This is a genomic window from Maribacter aquivivus (assembly GCF_900142175.1).
GTDB classification, from domain to species: Bacteria; Bacteroidota; Bacteroidia; order Flavobacteriales; family Flavobacteriaceae; genus Maribacter; species Maribacter aquivivus.
Genome location: NZ_FQZX01000003.1, coordinates 505120 through 519408, shown reverse-complemented (window position 1 = coordinate 519408; position 14289 = coordinate 505120). Strand labels below are relative to the sequence as shown.

Annotated in this window: 12 protein-coding genes; 11 read left to right on the top strand and 1 reads right to left on the bottom strand. The window is 34.4% G+C overall.

All coding sequences use genetic code 11. The features are described from left to right. The first annotated feature begins 40 nt into the window (after positions 1–40). The 6 genes from BUC31_RS17880 (at position 41) to BUC31_RS17855 (ending at position 6596) form a co-directional block, all read left to right on the top strand. On the top strand, positions 41–643 hold the full coding sequence (locus BUC31_RS17880; protein ID WP_073246803.1) for a TetR/AcrR family transcriptional regulator: 603 nt from the start codon (positions 41–43) through the stop codon (positions 641–643). Positions 644–696: 53 nt separating this feature from the next. Next, complete coding sequence (locus BUC31_RS17875) at positions 697–1482, top strand: haloacid dehalogenase type II (protein WP_073246902.1); 786 nt, start codon at positions 697–699, stop codon at positions 1480–1482. A gap of 34 nt (positions 1483–1516) precedes the next feature. Further along, complete coding sequence (locus BUC31_RS17870; RefSeq protein WP_073246801.1) at positions 1517–2251, top strand: glucose 1-dehydrogenase; 735 nt, start codon at positions 1517–1519, stop codon at positions 2249–2251. Positions 2252–2277: 26 nt separating this feature from the next. Next, on the top strand, positions 2278–3102 hold the full coding sequence (locus BUC31_RS17865) for a DUF6503 family protein (RefSeq protein WP_073246799.1): 825 nt from the start codon (positions 2278–2280) through the stop codon (positions 3100–3102). Between the two features lie 292 nt (positions 3103–3394). Then, complete coding sequence (locus BUC31_RS17860; RefSeq protein WP_073246797.1) at positions 3395–5122, top strand: purine-cytosine permease family protein; 1728 nt, start codon at positions 3395–3397, stop codon at positions 5120–5122. Beyond that, positions 5115–6596: a mannitol dehydrogenase family protein gene (locus BUC31_RS17855; RefSeq protein ID WP_073246795.1), complete on the top strand. Its 1482-nt coding sequence runs from the start codon at positions 5115–5117 to the stop codon at positions 6594–6596. The genes BUC31_RS17860 and BUC31_RS17855 overlap by 8 nt, the downstream gene beginning before the upstream one ends. Here the strand turns inward: BUC31_RS17855 and BUC31_RS17850 are convergent. Continuing rightward, positions 6593–6994, bottom strand: a complete 402-nt coding sequence (locus BUC31_RS17850; protein WP_073246900.1) for a hypothetical protein — start codon at positions 6992–6994, stop codon at positions 6593–6595. The two genes, BUC31_RS17855 and BUC31_RS17850, sit on opposite strands and share 4 nt — an antisense overlap. Positions 6995–7086: 92 nt before the next feature. Between BUC31_RS17850 and BUC31_RS17845 the strand changes: the two genes are divergently transcribed. The 5 genes from BUC31_RS17845 to BUC31_RS17825 all read left to right on the top strand — a co-directional run bounded on the left by BUC31_RS17845 (position 7087) and on the right by BUC31_RS17825 (position 14288). Beyond that, a complete protein-coding gene (locus BUC31_RS17845) occupies positions 7087–8598 on the top strand; it encodes a sensor histidine kinase (protein WP_073246794.1) in 1512 nt (503 codons plus the stop codon). A 3-nt stretch (positions 8599–8601) separates the two neighbouring features. Further along, positions 8602–9654 carry a response regulator gene (locus tag BUC31_RS17840; RefSeq protein ID WP_073246792.1) on the top strand — a complete coding sequence of 351 codons (1053 nt, stop codon included), beginning with the start codon at positions 8602–8604 and terminating at the stop codon, positions 9652–9654. 68 nt (positions 9655–9722) lie between these two features. Then, positions 9723–10559, top strand: coding sequence for a universal stress protein (locus BUC31_RS17835; RefSeq protein ID WP_073246790.1), 837 nt, complete (start codon positions 9723–9725; stop codon positions 10557–10559). Between the two features lie 168 nt (positions 10560–10727). Beyond that, a complete protein-coding gene (gene uvrA, locus BUC31_RS17830; RefSeq protein ID WP_073246787.1) occupies positions 10728–13559 on the top strand; it encodes an excinuclease ABC subunit UvrA in 2832 nt (943 codons plus the stop codon). Between the two features lie 42 nt (positions 13560–13601). Continuing rightward, a complete protein-coding gene (locus tag BUC31_RS17825) occupies positions 13602–14288 on the top strand; it encodes an LOG family protein (RefSeq protein WP_068482968.1) in 687 nt (228 codons plus the stop codon). The last annotated feature ends 1 nt before the right edge of the window (position 14289 follow it).

The following is a 14289-nucleotide window of genomic DNA, read 5'->3' as shown; positions in this document are numbered from 1 at the left end:
AAAACATTCTATACCGTATTTTATTGAGCATCTTTACGGTATGAAGCAGGCATTAAAATCTGAACTATCAAAACAACTCATTCTCAATGAGGCATTTAAGTTGTTTTATGAAGACGGATTTAAAACAACCAGCATTGAAAAAATAATGAAGGCTACGACTTTAACCAAAGGGGCCTTCTACCATCATTACGCCAATAAAAAAGAACTAGGCTTAGAGGTCATCACTAAAAAAGTGCAAAGCCGAGTGCAAAAAAGAATGGTATATCCGCTATATCAAAATGGCAACGCTTATACTATTTTAGAAGATACTTTTCTGAATAGTCTAAAGTCCTTCTCTATTTACGAGAAGAAACACGGCTGCCCAACAAATAATTTAATAAATGAAATTGGTGACAATGAAAAGGTGTATCAAAAAGCATTAAAAAATATCATTGAAGAATGGAAAACCGCCCTCAAAGATTTAATAGAAAGAGGAAAAGTTGAAAATTCTATTAAACAAGATATTTCTAGTGCTGCTGCGGCAATTTATCTCATTAGTGCATTTGAAGGCATACGCGGAATACGAAAACTATACGATGACGATTTAGTAATCAATGAATATTTAAATGGGTTATCTATATATCTAAAACAACTAAAACAGTAATTTTTTTATCCAAAAACATACTACATAGAATGTTTTTAAATCAAAATATAGACATGAACAACAACAGAAGAGACTTTATTAAAAAATCAACAATACTTGGCGCAGCCGGCGTAACCATACCAACTTTAGGGTTTGCATCGCAAGATAAAACTGAATTTAGGGGCGAAAGACCAAAAGTGCTATTTTTCGATGTCAATGAAACCTTGCTAGATTTAACGGCAATGAAAGACAGTGTTGCAAAAGCTCTAAATGGTAGAAATGATTTACTACCACTTTGGTTCACCACCATGCTGCAATATTCGTTAGTATCTACGGTAGCCAACCAATACAAGGATTTTGCTATTATTGGCGCCGCTGCTTTACAAATGGTAGCTGCCAATAATGATATAGTACTAAGTCATGATGAGGCAAAGAAATCTATTGTAGACCCTATTAGATCTTTACCTGCGCACCCAGAAATTCCTGCAGCTTTACAATCTTTAAAAGATGCCGGATACAAACTTGTTTCATTTACCAATTCATCTAATAAGGGTGTAGAGACGCAATTTAAAAATTCAGGATTGACAAAATACTTTGATCAGCGCTTAAGTATAGAAGATATGGGTAAATTTAAACCTCATGTAGATGCTTATAATTGGGCAGCTAGAAAAATGAGTATTCAACCACAAGAATGCCTTTTGGTAGCAGCACATGGTTGGGATATATCTGGAGCATTATGGGCAAATTGGAGAGGTGCATTTATAAGTAGGCCTGGAGCACAATTGTACCCCTTATCTCCTACTCCAGAGATTAATGAACCCAATTTAAAATTAGTTGCAGATAAATTAATCAGTTTATAAATACTCCTCTATAAATCATTAAAAAACTTAAACTATGAAATTAGAAGATAAAGTAATAATCATTACTGGCGCCTCTAGAGGTATTGGGCAAGAAATAGCGTTCTTATTAGCAGAGAATGGTGCTAAAATAGTTGTCAATCATTCTAACAGTGAAAAAGATGCTGAAGCCACAGTTGCTAAAATTAAAAATAATGATGGTCATGCAATTGCTATTAAAGCTGATGTAAGCGATCGAAATCAGGTAACTCAGCTATTTGACCAAACTATAGAAGAATTTGGAAAGGTAGATGTATTGATCAACAACGCTGGTGTCATGTTCAACAAAAAATTGAAAGACAATACTCAAGAAGATTTTAACAAACTGTTCGATGTTAATGTGAAGGGCGTTTTTAACACATTGCAAGAGGCTGACAGTAAACTATCCGATAATGGTAACATTATTAATATATCTTCTAGTACGGTGAAACTAATGTTCCCTACTTACGCATTATATTCCGCCTCAAAAGCTGCTGTTGAACAAATGACAAGAGTATTTTCAAAAGAAATAGGCAGGGGAATCTCTGTCAATGCTTTGGCACCAGGTGCAACAGAAACTGAATTATTCTTAAATGGAAAATCTCAAGAGTTCATTGATAAATTAAGTTCAATGAATGCATTTGATAGATTGGCACAGCCTATAGATATTGCAAGAGTAGTTTTATTCTTGGCAAGTGATGATTCTAAATGGATTTCAGGTCAAGTCATTGGCGCAAACGGCGCATTAATCTAATCTTAAACATAACTAAATAACTATCCATGAATTTTAAAATGACCAGCTTAATAGTACTAAGTATCTTAATTACTTCTTGTAAAGGGGAACAAACTACCAAAAAGGAAACTATTCTAACTCCTGAATTCACGAATAAAGGACAAGAATTGGTTTCAAAAATGCTTGAAAAAGTTGGCGATTACAAAACGCTTCGAGGAAAGAAAGATGTCGTGTATACATATACCTACCAAACACCAGATGGCAAAACAGATATTTCAACAGAGAAATACATTTTCGACGGTGAACTTTCATATGGTAAATACGAAAAGCACCAAAGAACCTTAAGTGACTTACAAGGCACAATTGAACAAGGTTATGATGGTAAAGAATTCTGGTTAAAGCATAATGGAGATATTCTAAATGATAGCGTTGCCTTAAAAAGAGTTGCTTTCAACAGACCTACTAACTTTTATTGGTTTACCATGTTTCAAAAGTTAATGGACAAAGGTGTTTCGTATGAATATTTAGGAGAAGAAACCTTAAATAACAATCTTTATGAAGTAGTAAAAGTATCGTTCAATTTTGGGGACTCTAAGCCAACAGATATTTATCAGCTATACATTAATAAAAACACATCTCTAGTAGATCAGTTTTTATTTACGGTTGCTGATTTTGGTGCAATGGAAACTCCGAATTTAATGACCTTAGAATATGAAGGCGTTGACGGAATGCTTTTTCCAACTAAACGAAAATATAAAAAATCTACTTGGAAAGCCGCAGTTAGCGATGCACCTTGGATAACGGTAAATTGGTCTAACATTAAATTCAATAACGGCTTAGAAAAAAGTGATTTTGAAAAAATAAGTAATTGATGATTACAACACTGAACTAATTCTTTTTTAAACTTACACTAGCAGGCAATCTATCTTTCGGTAGATTGCCTTTTTTAAACCGTAGATATAAGAATCAATTTGACTGAAAATAGCTGCAATGAAATTCATAACTATTTTTCCGATTTCAGGGATATTGAAGATTAACAAAATTTAATAATTGTTCTTAACAAAAAATAAATACATTGCAAGCCTGTTTAAAACACAGCAAATACTTTAAAGGTCTTTAAACAGAACTCAACTCATTATTTTAAACTAACTACCAACTCAACTTATGTCAGCAACCAACAACCAAAGCACATTTGAAAATTTTAACGAAGAGCAGCTACCCGTTGCAAAACATAAATTACATGATTGGACACATTTTGCAGGATTGTACGCCGCCGAACATGTTGCAGCAACAGAGTTTGTAATTGGTGCTACGTTTGTAGCATTAGGAGCAAAAACCATGGATATTATTTTAGGTCTGTTGATCGGTAATATTTTGGCAGTTCTCAGCTGGACGTTTATTACCTCTCCTATTGCAGTAGAAACAAGATTAAGCTTATACACCTACCTCAATAAAATTGCGGGAGATTCTATGACCAAGCTGTACAATTGGGCTAACGTCATTATTTTCTCGGTCATATCTGCCGCTATGATTACCGTATCTGCGACCGCAGTGCGGTTTGCGTTCGATATACCTGCACAATTAAACTGGTACCCCACCAATATGTGGTTTGTGGTCATCGTATTCTGCGTAGGCTTAGTAGTGGTGTCTATAGCATTATACGGATTTAACGCAGTATCAGAATTTTCAGGAATATGTGCTCCATGGCTTTTTGTAATGTTCACTAGTGGTGCAATGGTTTTATTACCAGCTTTATCTTTAGATGTATTAGGGACAACTCTACCTAGCGGATGGAATGATTTGATATCACTTGGTGATCGATCTATTTGGACCGGGGTTGATAGTGCCGGAGAACCAGGTATCGGACTTGTTGAAGTTATCGGGTTCGCTTGGGCTGCAAATACCATCACCCATTTCGGATTAATAGATATGGCGCTATTACGTTTTGCTAAAAAGAAATCTTACGGACTCGCAACCAGTACAGGTATGATGTTTGGGCATTATGTTGCGTGGATAGCTGCCGGTATCATGGGAGCCGGTGCTGCAGTAATCATCGGAAAATCAATCGTAGAATTAGATCCTGGAGATGTTGCTTTTTATGCCTTAGGATGGTCTGGATTCGTAATTGTAATCGTAGCAGGTTGGACTACGGCAATTACCAATTTATATAGAGCAGGATTAGCAGCTCAAGCCATTTTCTTTAATCATTCACGTAAAAAAACAACTATTGTAGTTGGTTTAATCACGATTGTCATAGCCTGTTTTCCTTTTGTATTCTCACAGATTTTACCGCTATTGACCTATGCAGGTTTATTGGTAGTACCCGTTGGTGCAATTGTATTTGCAGAGCATCAGATATTCCCAAGAATCGGATACACACGTTATTGGTCTCAATACCGCAATTTAACTTTTAGCACACCTGCTATTGTATCATGGGGATTAGGATTAGTTTTCGGTTTTGGACTAAATGCTTTTAATGTAATGTCTTTCTTCTATTTGTTTATTCCTACTTGGATTTTCACTATCGGAGTTTATACCTTGTTAGCTGGTCGCTACGGAGCAAAAGAAAAATATCCTAAGGAAGAAGAACAAGAAAGAATACGCAATGAGAAAATTGTAACTTTTCAAGAAGAAAAAAGCAAGTTAGAAACAATACCAAAAAAAGATATTACCGTATTCTCAAAGATTTTGAAGTTGGTATCTCTCGTTGCACTTATAATTACATTGATATTGGCAGGTATTGTTCTATTTGACAGTGCAAATGAAAATAGCTATATCAACAACAGAGAAATTTTCTACACGTATGCATTTATTTGTACGGTTATTTATTTCGTTACTGCATACTGGGCATTACTACGTGTAAAATCAATAAACAAAGCTAAAAATGAATAAAGAAATCATATTAAACAAAGAGAACTTAGCAGCTATAAACAAGCAGGTTTCTATACCTACATTTGATAGAGAATCATTAAAATCTGGAATAGTACATGTGGGTGTTGGTGGTTTTCATAGAGCACACCAATCTTACTATACGCACCTATTACAAGAAAAGGGAGATGCTGCCGCATGGGGTATATGTGGAATTGGTCTTCGAAAAGGTGATCAAAAGATCCATGATGTGTTACAAAAACAAGACGGACTATACACACTCATTGTAAAGCATCCTGATGGCAAGATAGAATCACAAGTAATTGGTTCCATTATCGACTTTAAACTTGGTCATGACACTCCCGATTTAGTAATTGACCAAATGGCGCATCCTGACACAAAAATAGTATCCTTAACCATTACAGAAGGTGGTTATAATTTTAATTCGTCAACAGGAGAATTTGATTTTGAGAATGCAGATGTACAGTACGAATTACAACATCCAAAAAGCCCTAGAACCATTTACGGATTTTTAACTGCTGCCATTAAAAAAAGACGTGAGCTTGGCTTACCTGCTTTTACAGTAATGTCTTGTGACAACATACAGCATAATGGCGATGTTATAAGAGAAATGCTACTTGCTTTCGCAACCAAACAAGATAAAGAACTGGCTGCATATATCGAAAAAGAAGTAAGTTTCCCTAACAGTATGGTAGATCGTATAACTCCTGTAACTACCAAAGCAGATATTGATTATTTAGAGAGCACATATGGTCTAAAAGACGAATGGCCAGTAACTTGTGAGCCTTTTATACAATGGGTAATTGAAGATAATTTCTCTAACGGCAGACCAGAATTTGAAAAAGTTGGCGTGCAGTTTGTACCAGATGTAAAGCCATATGAAAAGATGAAATTACGTCTTTTAAATGCAGGTCATTCTGTATTGGGTATTTTAGGTGCTATTCATGGTCACCCAACTATTAATGCTTGTATGGAAGATGATTTGTTCGTATTCTATTTAAGAGCTTTTATGGACGAAGAAGCTACTCCGGTTTTAGACCAACTAGAAGGCATTGATTTAACTGCATATAAGGACAGTTTACAAGAACGTTTTGCAAACCCAAATATAAAAGATAGCGTAAGTAGAATTTGCTCAGAGAGTTCTGCAAAATTGCCGAAATTCTTAATTGCAACTATTCAAGATAATTTAGCGAACGGCGGAAGCATCAAATATGCAACTTTAGTAATTGCAGCATGGTGTTATTATAGTGACAAGGGAATAGATAAAAATGGCAACCCTATTGAAATTATTGACGCCATGCAAGAACAATTAAATGAAGCAGCCAGTAAAACAAAAACTGACCCGCTAGCCTTTATTAGACAAGAATCATTATTCGGCAACCTAATCAATGAAGAAAAATTTACCAGTTTGTATAGTAACTTAGTTCAGAAAGTATATGCAAATCAAGACATTAAGAAAATAATGAAACAGCTTTAATTTAGTAGTAATTCTATTTTAGCTAACAATATTAACTCAGACTTATTATTTCCTGAGAATGAACTTGCAATAGCCTTGGCCGTCTTTTTGGTCAAGGTTTTTATTTTATCTGAAAATGCATGAGGGTGAATTTTATAAAATTCCTTGAACTCATTAAAACACTCTTGGCTATCTTTTTCAGACTCCATTAAAACATCAAACACAATTTCAATTTGGTTGGCTGCATCGGTACCATAACGGTCGGTAAAATCATCTATATACAACCAATCTTCTTTTACATACTCCTTAACTTTTTCCCATTCATTGTTATGCACAGTGCCATCACTTATGGCAACGGCATAGAACAGTTTTCCTAAATTTTCATAGAGTCCGTTCATTGTTTTCGGCGTATTTTCCATTTTATCTTGTCTTAGTTGATTCCCAGTAAAAATATAAAGCAACATCTTATTTTTATATGATAATAATCAGTCTTATTCGATATATTTGATATATGCGTGATTTTCAAGAAAACAGTGACATATTCAATTTACTATCAGAAGGGGTATCAGAAGGTATTATTGTTGTAAATGCCAATCAAATAATTGTAGCCACAAATACATCCTCTCTACAAATGTTTGGGTACGAAAAAGGCGAACTAATTGGTAAGCCCTTAGATATTTTAATTCCTAGAAGATACCATGCAGGTCATGATGCCCATGTAGATAATTTTATTGCAAAAAGTGATAAACGCCAAATGGGGCATGGCAGAAACCTATATGGCATATGTAAAGACGGAAAGGAGTTTCCTGTAGAGGCCGGTTTAAATCCGTTTGAATTTTATGGTGCCACTTATGTAATGGCATTAGTAATCGATATTACAGAACGAAAAAGTAGAGAAGAAGAGCTAAGTCATTGGGCTCGTATTTTTGACGAATCGTTAAATGAAATTTTCGTATTCGATGCTGAAACCTATAAATTTCTAAATGTCAACAAAGAAGCCCAAAGAAATATAGGGTATTCAATTAAAGAAATGTATGAAATGACACCTGTTGATATTAAACCGGAAATGGATATTTCGCAATTTGAAAATCTAATATCACCATTATTAAAAGATACAACATCTAAAGTAAATTTTGAAACCAAGCACGGCAGAAAAGATGGCACTACATACCCTGTAGAAGTACATCTACAACTATCAAATTTAGGAGATAAAAAAGTATTCGTTGCTTTTATTCTAGACATTACAGAAAGAAAGAACTACACAGAAAACTTAGAGAATCTAGTAGAAGAGCGCACACACCAACTTACAGAAGCTCTTGCTGTTGAAAAAGAACTCAATGAACTTAAAACCCGTTTCCTATCCCTAGTATCACATGAATTCAAAACTCCATTGAGCAGTATATTGACTTCAATAACCTTACTTGGAAAATATACAGAAACGGAACAACAGCCTAAAAGAGATAAGCACGTAACCACAATTAAGAACAAAGTAAAATATTTAGATACCATACTTAATGATTTTCTATCTGTTGAACGCCTAGAATCTGGTAAGGTCAATTATAAGATTGAAGAATTTCCACTTAGCAAAATTGTAAATGAGGTGGTATATAACTCTAATATGTTATTAAAATCTGGGCAGCAAATACGTTACCCAGAGAATATTGACGAGTTAAATATTCAGTTTGATGAAAAGACCCTAGAATTGGCGCTATCTAATTTAGTACATAATGCTATTAAGTACTCTCCAGAAGATTCTACAATTGACATTAAAGTGGACATAAAAGATATCGGTTACGCTATTAGCGTAATTGATGAAGGCATTGGTATACCAATAGAAGAGCAAAAACACATATTTAATCGTTATTTTAGAGCAGAGAACGCTTTATTGACACAGGGTACGGGAATAGGATTAAATATTGCAAAACAGCATATTGAGAATCTGGGCGGTAGTCTTGAATTTTCAAGTACAGAAAGTATAGGGTCAACATTTACTTTATGTATTCCAAAATTAAAAACCAACTAGAAGATGAAAAGAATTTTATTGATTGAGGATGACAAAGCCTTACGAGAAAATACCGAAGAACTTTTAGAATTAGCGGGTTACAATGTAATCACGGCATCCAATGGTAAAATAGGTATTACTAGCGCAATTGAGAATTTACCAGACATTATCATTTGTGATATTATGATGCCAGAGGTTGACGGCTATGGTGTACTTGAAAATCTTTCTAATAATGAAAAAACAAAACACATACCATTCATTTTTCTATCTGCAAAAACCGAGCATAAAGAAATACGAAAAGGAATGGACCTTGGGGCAGATGACTACTTAACCAAACCCTTTGAAGAAGAAGACTTAATGAGTGCCGTAGAAAGCAGATTGGCCAAAGCTGAACTTTTGGTACGTTTGCAAGATAAAACTTCAAAAGAATACGGAGTTTCTGAAAATGAAATGCGAACCATTCACGAACTTAAAAACTTTTTTGATGATAATGGAGAACTGACAAATTTTAAAGAAGGGGAGCATATTTATGATGAAGACACCCGTTCTAATAAAATTTATCTTGTTTTAAAAGGACTGGTAAAATGTTACAACATGGATCCAGACGGAAAAGAATTAATTACATCATTAGCCAAAGCAGATGACTTTTTGGGCTTCACTTCTTTTCTGAACAATGTACCTTATCAAGAATCAGCTACCGCCATGAGTGATGTTGAATTAGCAGGTATTTCTAAAGAAAACTTACAGGAAATACTCAACGAAAACAAGACCATTTCTATGGAACTCATGCAACTTTTATCGGCAAACATTTCTAATATTAAAGCTCAACTATTACAAATGGCATATAGTTCTGTACGCAGAAAGACAGCACAAACCTTATTACAATTTGCGGATGTCATGAATACAAAACCAAATGAACCCATTAGAATCTCACGTAATGACCTTGCCAGTGTAGCAGGTATTGCAACAGAAAGCTTAATACGTACATTATCCGGTTTTAAAAAAGAGGGGCTTATAGCAATTGAAGGTCGCAACATTCAAATTATGGAATTGAAGGCATTACAATATGTAAATTAAACCAAATCTGATAAATATCATTTATCAGGTTTCAATAAGGATTTACTTTTGTTTAGTAAGTCGATTGAATGAAACATATTTTAATTCCCACAAATTTTTCCAGCAGCTCTTGGAACGCGTTTGAATATGCCATTAATCTGTTCAAGAATGAACAGTGCATATTTTATATGCTACATATCGATGAATTACGTAATTCTGACATTCAAGGCAATTCATTAATGGTAATGACTAGCCCTAAAAAAATCTCAACAAAAGAAAACCTACAACTTCTTTTTAAACAAATTTCAAATTTACCTAGCAACGCTTTACATCAATTTATTGCCTTAGAAGAATATGGGAATTTCATTGATTTAGTTAGAAAAACCGTAGAAGAAAAAAAGATAGATTTAATAGTAATGGGCACAAAAGGCACATTGGGCATAAAGTCATCTATCATAAGTAGCAATACCGGTAATGTAATAACAAAAATAGCATGTAATGTATTAGCTGTATCTGAAAATACAATTATTAAAACACCAAGCAAAATTGCTTTTCCTACAGATTTTAATCTATTCTACACCTACTCTATTTTAAATTCAATCACAGAAATTCTTGAAATATCAAAAGCGAAATTAGATGTCATACATATGACACAATCAAAACCCAACTTTTCAAATTCTCAGGTGATTAATCAAGCTTATCTCGATGATTATTTAAAAGAATTATTTACCGAGAGACATAGCTTTAATCATATATTAGGCAAAAACGTAAGAGATTCAATTTTAAAATATATCGCAGAAAATAAAATTGAAATGTTGACTATGGTAGCCAAAAATTTAAACTTGTTTCAACAGGTATTCTTTAACAACCCGGTCGAAAAACTTAGTTACCATACTTCGGTTCCGTTACTAGTAATGCACGAATAATAGCTACATATTAAAATGATGTAGTTTTCTTCAGCTTACCATTAATCAATCTTCACGGCATATTTAGCGATTGCATCAATAATTTAAGATATTCAGCCATTCCAAAGAATATAAGATCGTATGTAATTAGCACTCAAAATCGTACTTTTGCAACTTTGCTATGAATACATGATTAATTTTGAAGAAAATATAGAAGTTAAGGGCGCACGCGTTCATAACCTTAAGAATATAGATGTTACCATTCCCCGAGATAAACTGGTTGTTATAACCGGCTTATCTGGTAGTGGAAAATCTTCATTAGCCTTTGACACAATTTATGCTGAAGGACAGAGACGTTATATTGAAACTTTTTCTGCGTATGCTAGACAATTTTTAGGCGGATTAGAACGCCCAGATGTTGATAAAATAGATGGTCTATCTCCTGTTATCGCCATTGAACAGAAAACTACATCAAAATCTCCAAGATCTACGGTAGGTACTATTACCGAAATATATGATTTCTTAAGACTACTCTTCGCCCGTGCAGCAGATGCACATAGTTATAATACGGGCGAAAAAATGGTTAGTTATAGCGACGAGCAAATTAAAAACTTGATAATTGAATCGTATAACGGAAAGAAAATAAACATTCTTGCACCTATTATTAAATCAAGAAAAGGTCACTATCGTGAGCTATTTGAACAAATTGCCAAGCAAGGTTTTGTAAAAGTTCGTGTTGATGGTGAAGTAAAAGATATTGTCAAAGGCATGAAAGTGGATCGTTACAAGGTGCACGATATAGAGATTGTCATTGACCGTTTAAAAGTAGTTGAAAGCGAAGATTTTCATAAACGTTTATCTGAAACTATAAATACTGCTATGTATAGTGGCGACAATGTATTAATGGTTTTAGAAGAAGGCACCGATCTACCAAGGTATTTTAGTAGAGATTTAATGTGCCCGTCAACAGGCATCTCCTATCCTACCCCTGAACCTAATACATTTTCATTTAATTCACCAAAAGGAATGTGCCCCTATTGCAGTGGCCTAGGTCATGTCTATGAAGTAAATGAGAAAAAGATATTCCCTAATAAAAAACTATCTATCAAAGGTGGCGGAATAGCCCCATTGGGAGACTATAAAAAATCTTGGGCATTTAAACAGATCGAGACTATCGCAGAACGTTATAATTTTGAAATAACGGACCCTATAGATACTATTCCTACTGAAGCCATTGAAATTCTTTTAAATGGTGGTAAAGAAAGTTTCGAAGTAGACTCTAAAACATTAGGTGTAAAACGCACTTATAAAATTGATTATGAAGGAATTTCTAATTTCATAAAAAATCAGTTCGAGGAAGCTGCATCAACATCAATTAAACGATGGGCAAAAGAATATATGGACAGAATCACTTGTCCGTCATGTACAGGTTTCCGCCTTAGAAAAGAATCACTTTACTTCAAAATAGAAGATAAGAATATTGCCGAGTTAGCTAATTTAGACATTGTAGAGCTAGCAGCATTCTTTAATGGCTTAGACAAAAAGCTTACTGGCAATCAGTTGAAGATAGCCGAAGAGATTATAAAAGAGATAAGCACTAGAATACAATTTTTACTAGATGTAGGTCTAGATTATTTATCATTGAACAGGAGCTCTAAATCATTATCTGGTGGTGAAGCACAACGTATAAGACTAGCAACCCAAATTGGATCGCAATTGGTAGGTGTACTTTATATTCTAGATGAGCCAAGTATAGGTCTACATCAACGAGATAATGAACGATTGATCAAATCATTAGAATCTCTTAGAGATATTGGTAACTCTGTTATTGTGGTAGAACATGATCGCGATATGATAGAAAGAGCTGATCATGTAATTGATATTGGTCCTAAAGCAGGTAAAAACGGCGGAGAAATCATATCTCAAGGTACGCCTGAAGAATTGAGAAATGTTCATACGCTTACAGCCGATTATATGACCGGTGTAAAGAAGATTGAAGTACCTAAAAAGAGAAGACCGGGTAATGGACATGAAATTGTATTATCTGGTTGTACCGGTAATAACTTAAAAAACTTAACGGTCAAATTTCCTTTAGGAAAAATGATTGGCGTTACGGGAGTATCAGGTAGTGGAAAATCTACATTAATAAACGAGACACTTTACCCTATTATGAACGCCCATTATTTCAATGGCGTTAAAAAGCCAATGCCGTATAAGAAAATTACGGGGCTAGAACATATAGATAAAGTTATTGACATCAACCAATCACCTATAGGTAGAACACCAAGGTCAAACCCAGCAACATATACTGGTGTATTTAGCGAAATACGTTCGCTGTTCGCAAAAACTACTGAAGCATCTATTAGAGGGTACAAACCTGGCAGATTCAGTTTTAATGTAAAAGGTGGTCGTTGCGAAACGTGTCAAGGTGGTGGATTAAGAGTTATTGAAATGAATTTCTTACCAGATGTTTATGTAGAATGTGAAACGTGTAACGGTAAAAGATTTAATAGAGAAACGCTAGAAATACGCTATAAAGGCAAGTCCATTTCAGATGTTTTAGAAATGACTATTAACGAAGCAGTGTCATTCTTTGAACTTATTCCAAAAATACATCGTAAGTTAAAGACCATACAAGATGTTGGCTTAGGTTATATTTCACTTGGGCAGCAATCAACAACGTTATCAGGTGGTGAGGCACAACGTATAAAGTTGGCAACAGAGCTTTCTAAGAGAGATACGGGTAATACGTTCTATATTTTAGATGAGCCAACAACCGGACTTCATTTTGAAGATATTAGGGTTTTAATGGATGTTTTGAATACATTAGCTGACAAAGGAAATACTGTGTTAGTTATTGAACATAATATGGACGTAATTAAAATGGTAGATTATATCATAGATATCGGTTACGAAGGCGGACGCTCAGGTGGGCAATTAGTAGCCAAAGGAACTCCAGAACAAGTTGCAAAAGACAAGAAAAGCTACACCGCAAAGTTTTTAAAGAGAGAATTAAAATAATAATTAGATAAAAATCTATCTAAATAGAATATAAAATAAAGAATGAGATCAGAAAAACATCATAAAGGCTGGAACGAAATAAAAACCAATGACTCTTGGGCCATTTTTAAAATAATGGGCGAGTTTGTAAATGGTTTTGAACGCATGAGTAAAATAGGACCATGTGTATCTATTTTTGGTTCTGCAAGAACAAAAGAAGAAGACCCATATTACAAATTAGCCGTATCAATTGCAAAATCTATTGCAGAAGCAGGTTACGGAGTTATTACTGGTGGCGGCCCAGGTATAATGGAAGCCGGTAACAGAGGTGCAAACCTTGCTGGTGGTACATCTGTAGGTTTAAATATTGACTTACCTTTTGAGCAACATGACAATCCATATATCGATAATGACAAGAGTTTAGATTTCGATTACTTCTTCGTAAGAAAGGTAATGTTCGTAAAATACTCTCAAGGTTTTGTAGTAATGCCTGGCGGATTTGGAACATTAGATGAGCTATTTGAAGCCATCACCTTAATACAGACACATAAAATAGGGAAATTTCCAATTATTTTAGTGGGCAGTGAATTTTGGACTGGACTTATGGATTGGGTTAAAGGAACTATGCTTAAAATGGGAACTATTAGTCCAGAAGATCTAAATCTTATTAAAATTGTAGATACAGAAGAAGAGGTTGTTGAAATTATAGATTCATTTTACAAAGGGCACAGCATGAGTCCTAATTTTTAAT

Excerpts from the sequence above, each read along its gene's own strand:
- BUC31_RS17880 (WP_073246803.1), top strand. The coding sequence starts at position 41 with ATGAAGCAGGCATTAAAATCTGAACTATCAAAACAACTCATTCTCAAT.
- BUC31_RS17875 (WP_073246902.1), top strand. The coding sequence starts at position 697 with ATGAACAACAACAGAAGAGACTTTATTAAAAAATCAACAATACTTGGC.
- BUC31_RS17870 (WP_073246801.1), top strand. The coding sequence starts at position 1,517 with ATGAAATTAGAAGATAAAGTAATAATCATTACTGGCGCCTCTAGAGGT.
- BUC31_RS17865 (WP_073246799.1), top strand. The coding sequence starts at position 2,278 with ATGAATTTTAAAATGACCAGCTTAATAGTACTAAGTATCTTAATTACT.
- BUC31_RS17860 (WP_073246797.1), top strand. The coding sequence starts at position 3,395 with ATGTCAGCAACCAACAACCAAAGCACATTTGAAAATTTTAACGAAGAG.
- BUC31_RS17855 (WP_073246795.1), top strand. The coding sequence starts at position 5,115 with ATGAATAAAGAAATCATATTAAACAAAGAGAACTTAGCAGCTATAAAC.
- BUC31_RS17850 (WP_073246900.1), bottom strand. The coding sequence starts at position 6,994 with ATGGAAAATACGCCGAAAACAATGAACGGACTCTATGAAAATTTAGGA.
- BUC31_RS17845 (WP_073246794.1), top strand. The coding sequence starts at position 7,087 with ATGCGTGATTTTCAAGAAAACAGTGACATATTCAATTTACTATCAGAA.
- BUC31_RS17840 (WP_073246792.1), top strand. The coding sequence starts at position 8,602 with ATGAAAAGAATTTTATTGATTGAGGATGACAAAGCCTTACGAGAAAAT.
- BUC31_RS17835 (WP_073246790.1), top strand. The coding sequence starts at position 9,723 with ATGAAACATATTTTAATTCCCACAAATTTTTCCAGCAGCTCTTGGAAC.
- uvrA (WP_073246787.1), top strand. The coding sequence starts at position 10,728 with ATGATTAATTTTGAAGAAAATATAGAAGTTAAGGGCGCACGCGTTCAT.
- BUC31_RS17825 (WP_068482968.1), top strand. The coding sequence starts at position 13,602 with ATGAGATCAGAAAAACATCATAAAGGCTGGAACGAAATAAAAACCAAT.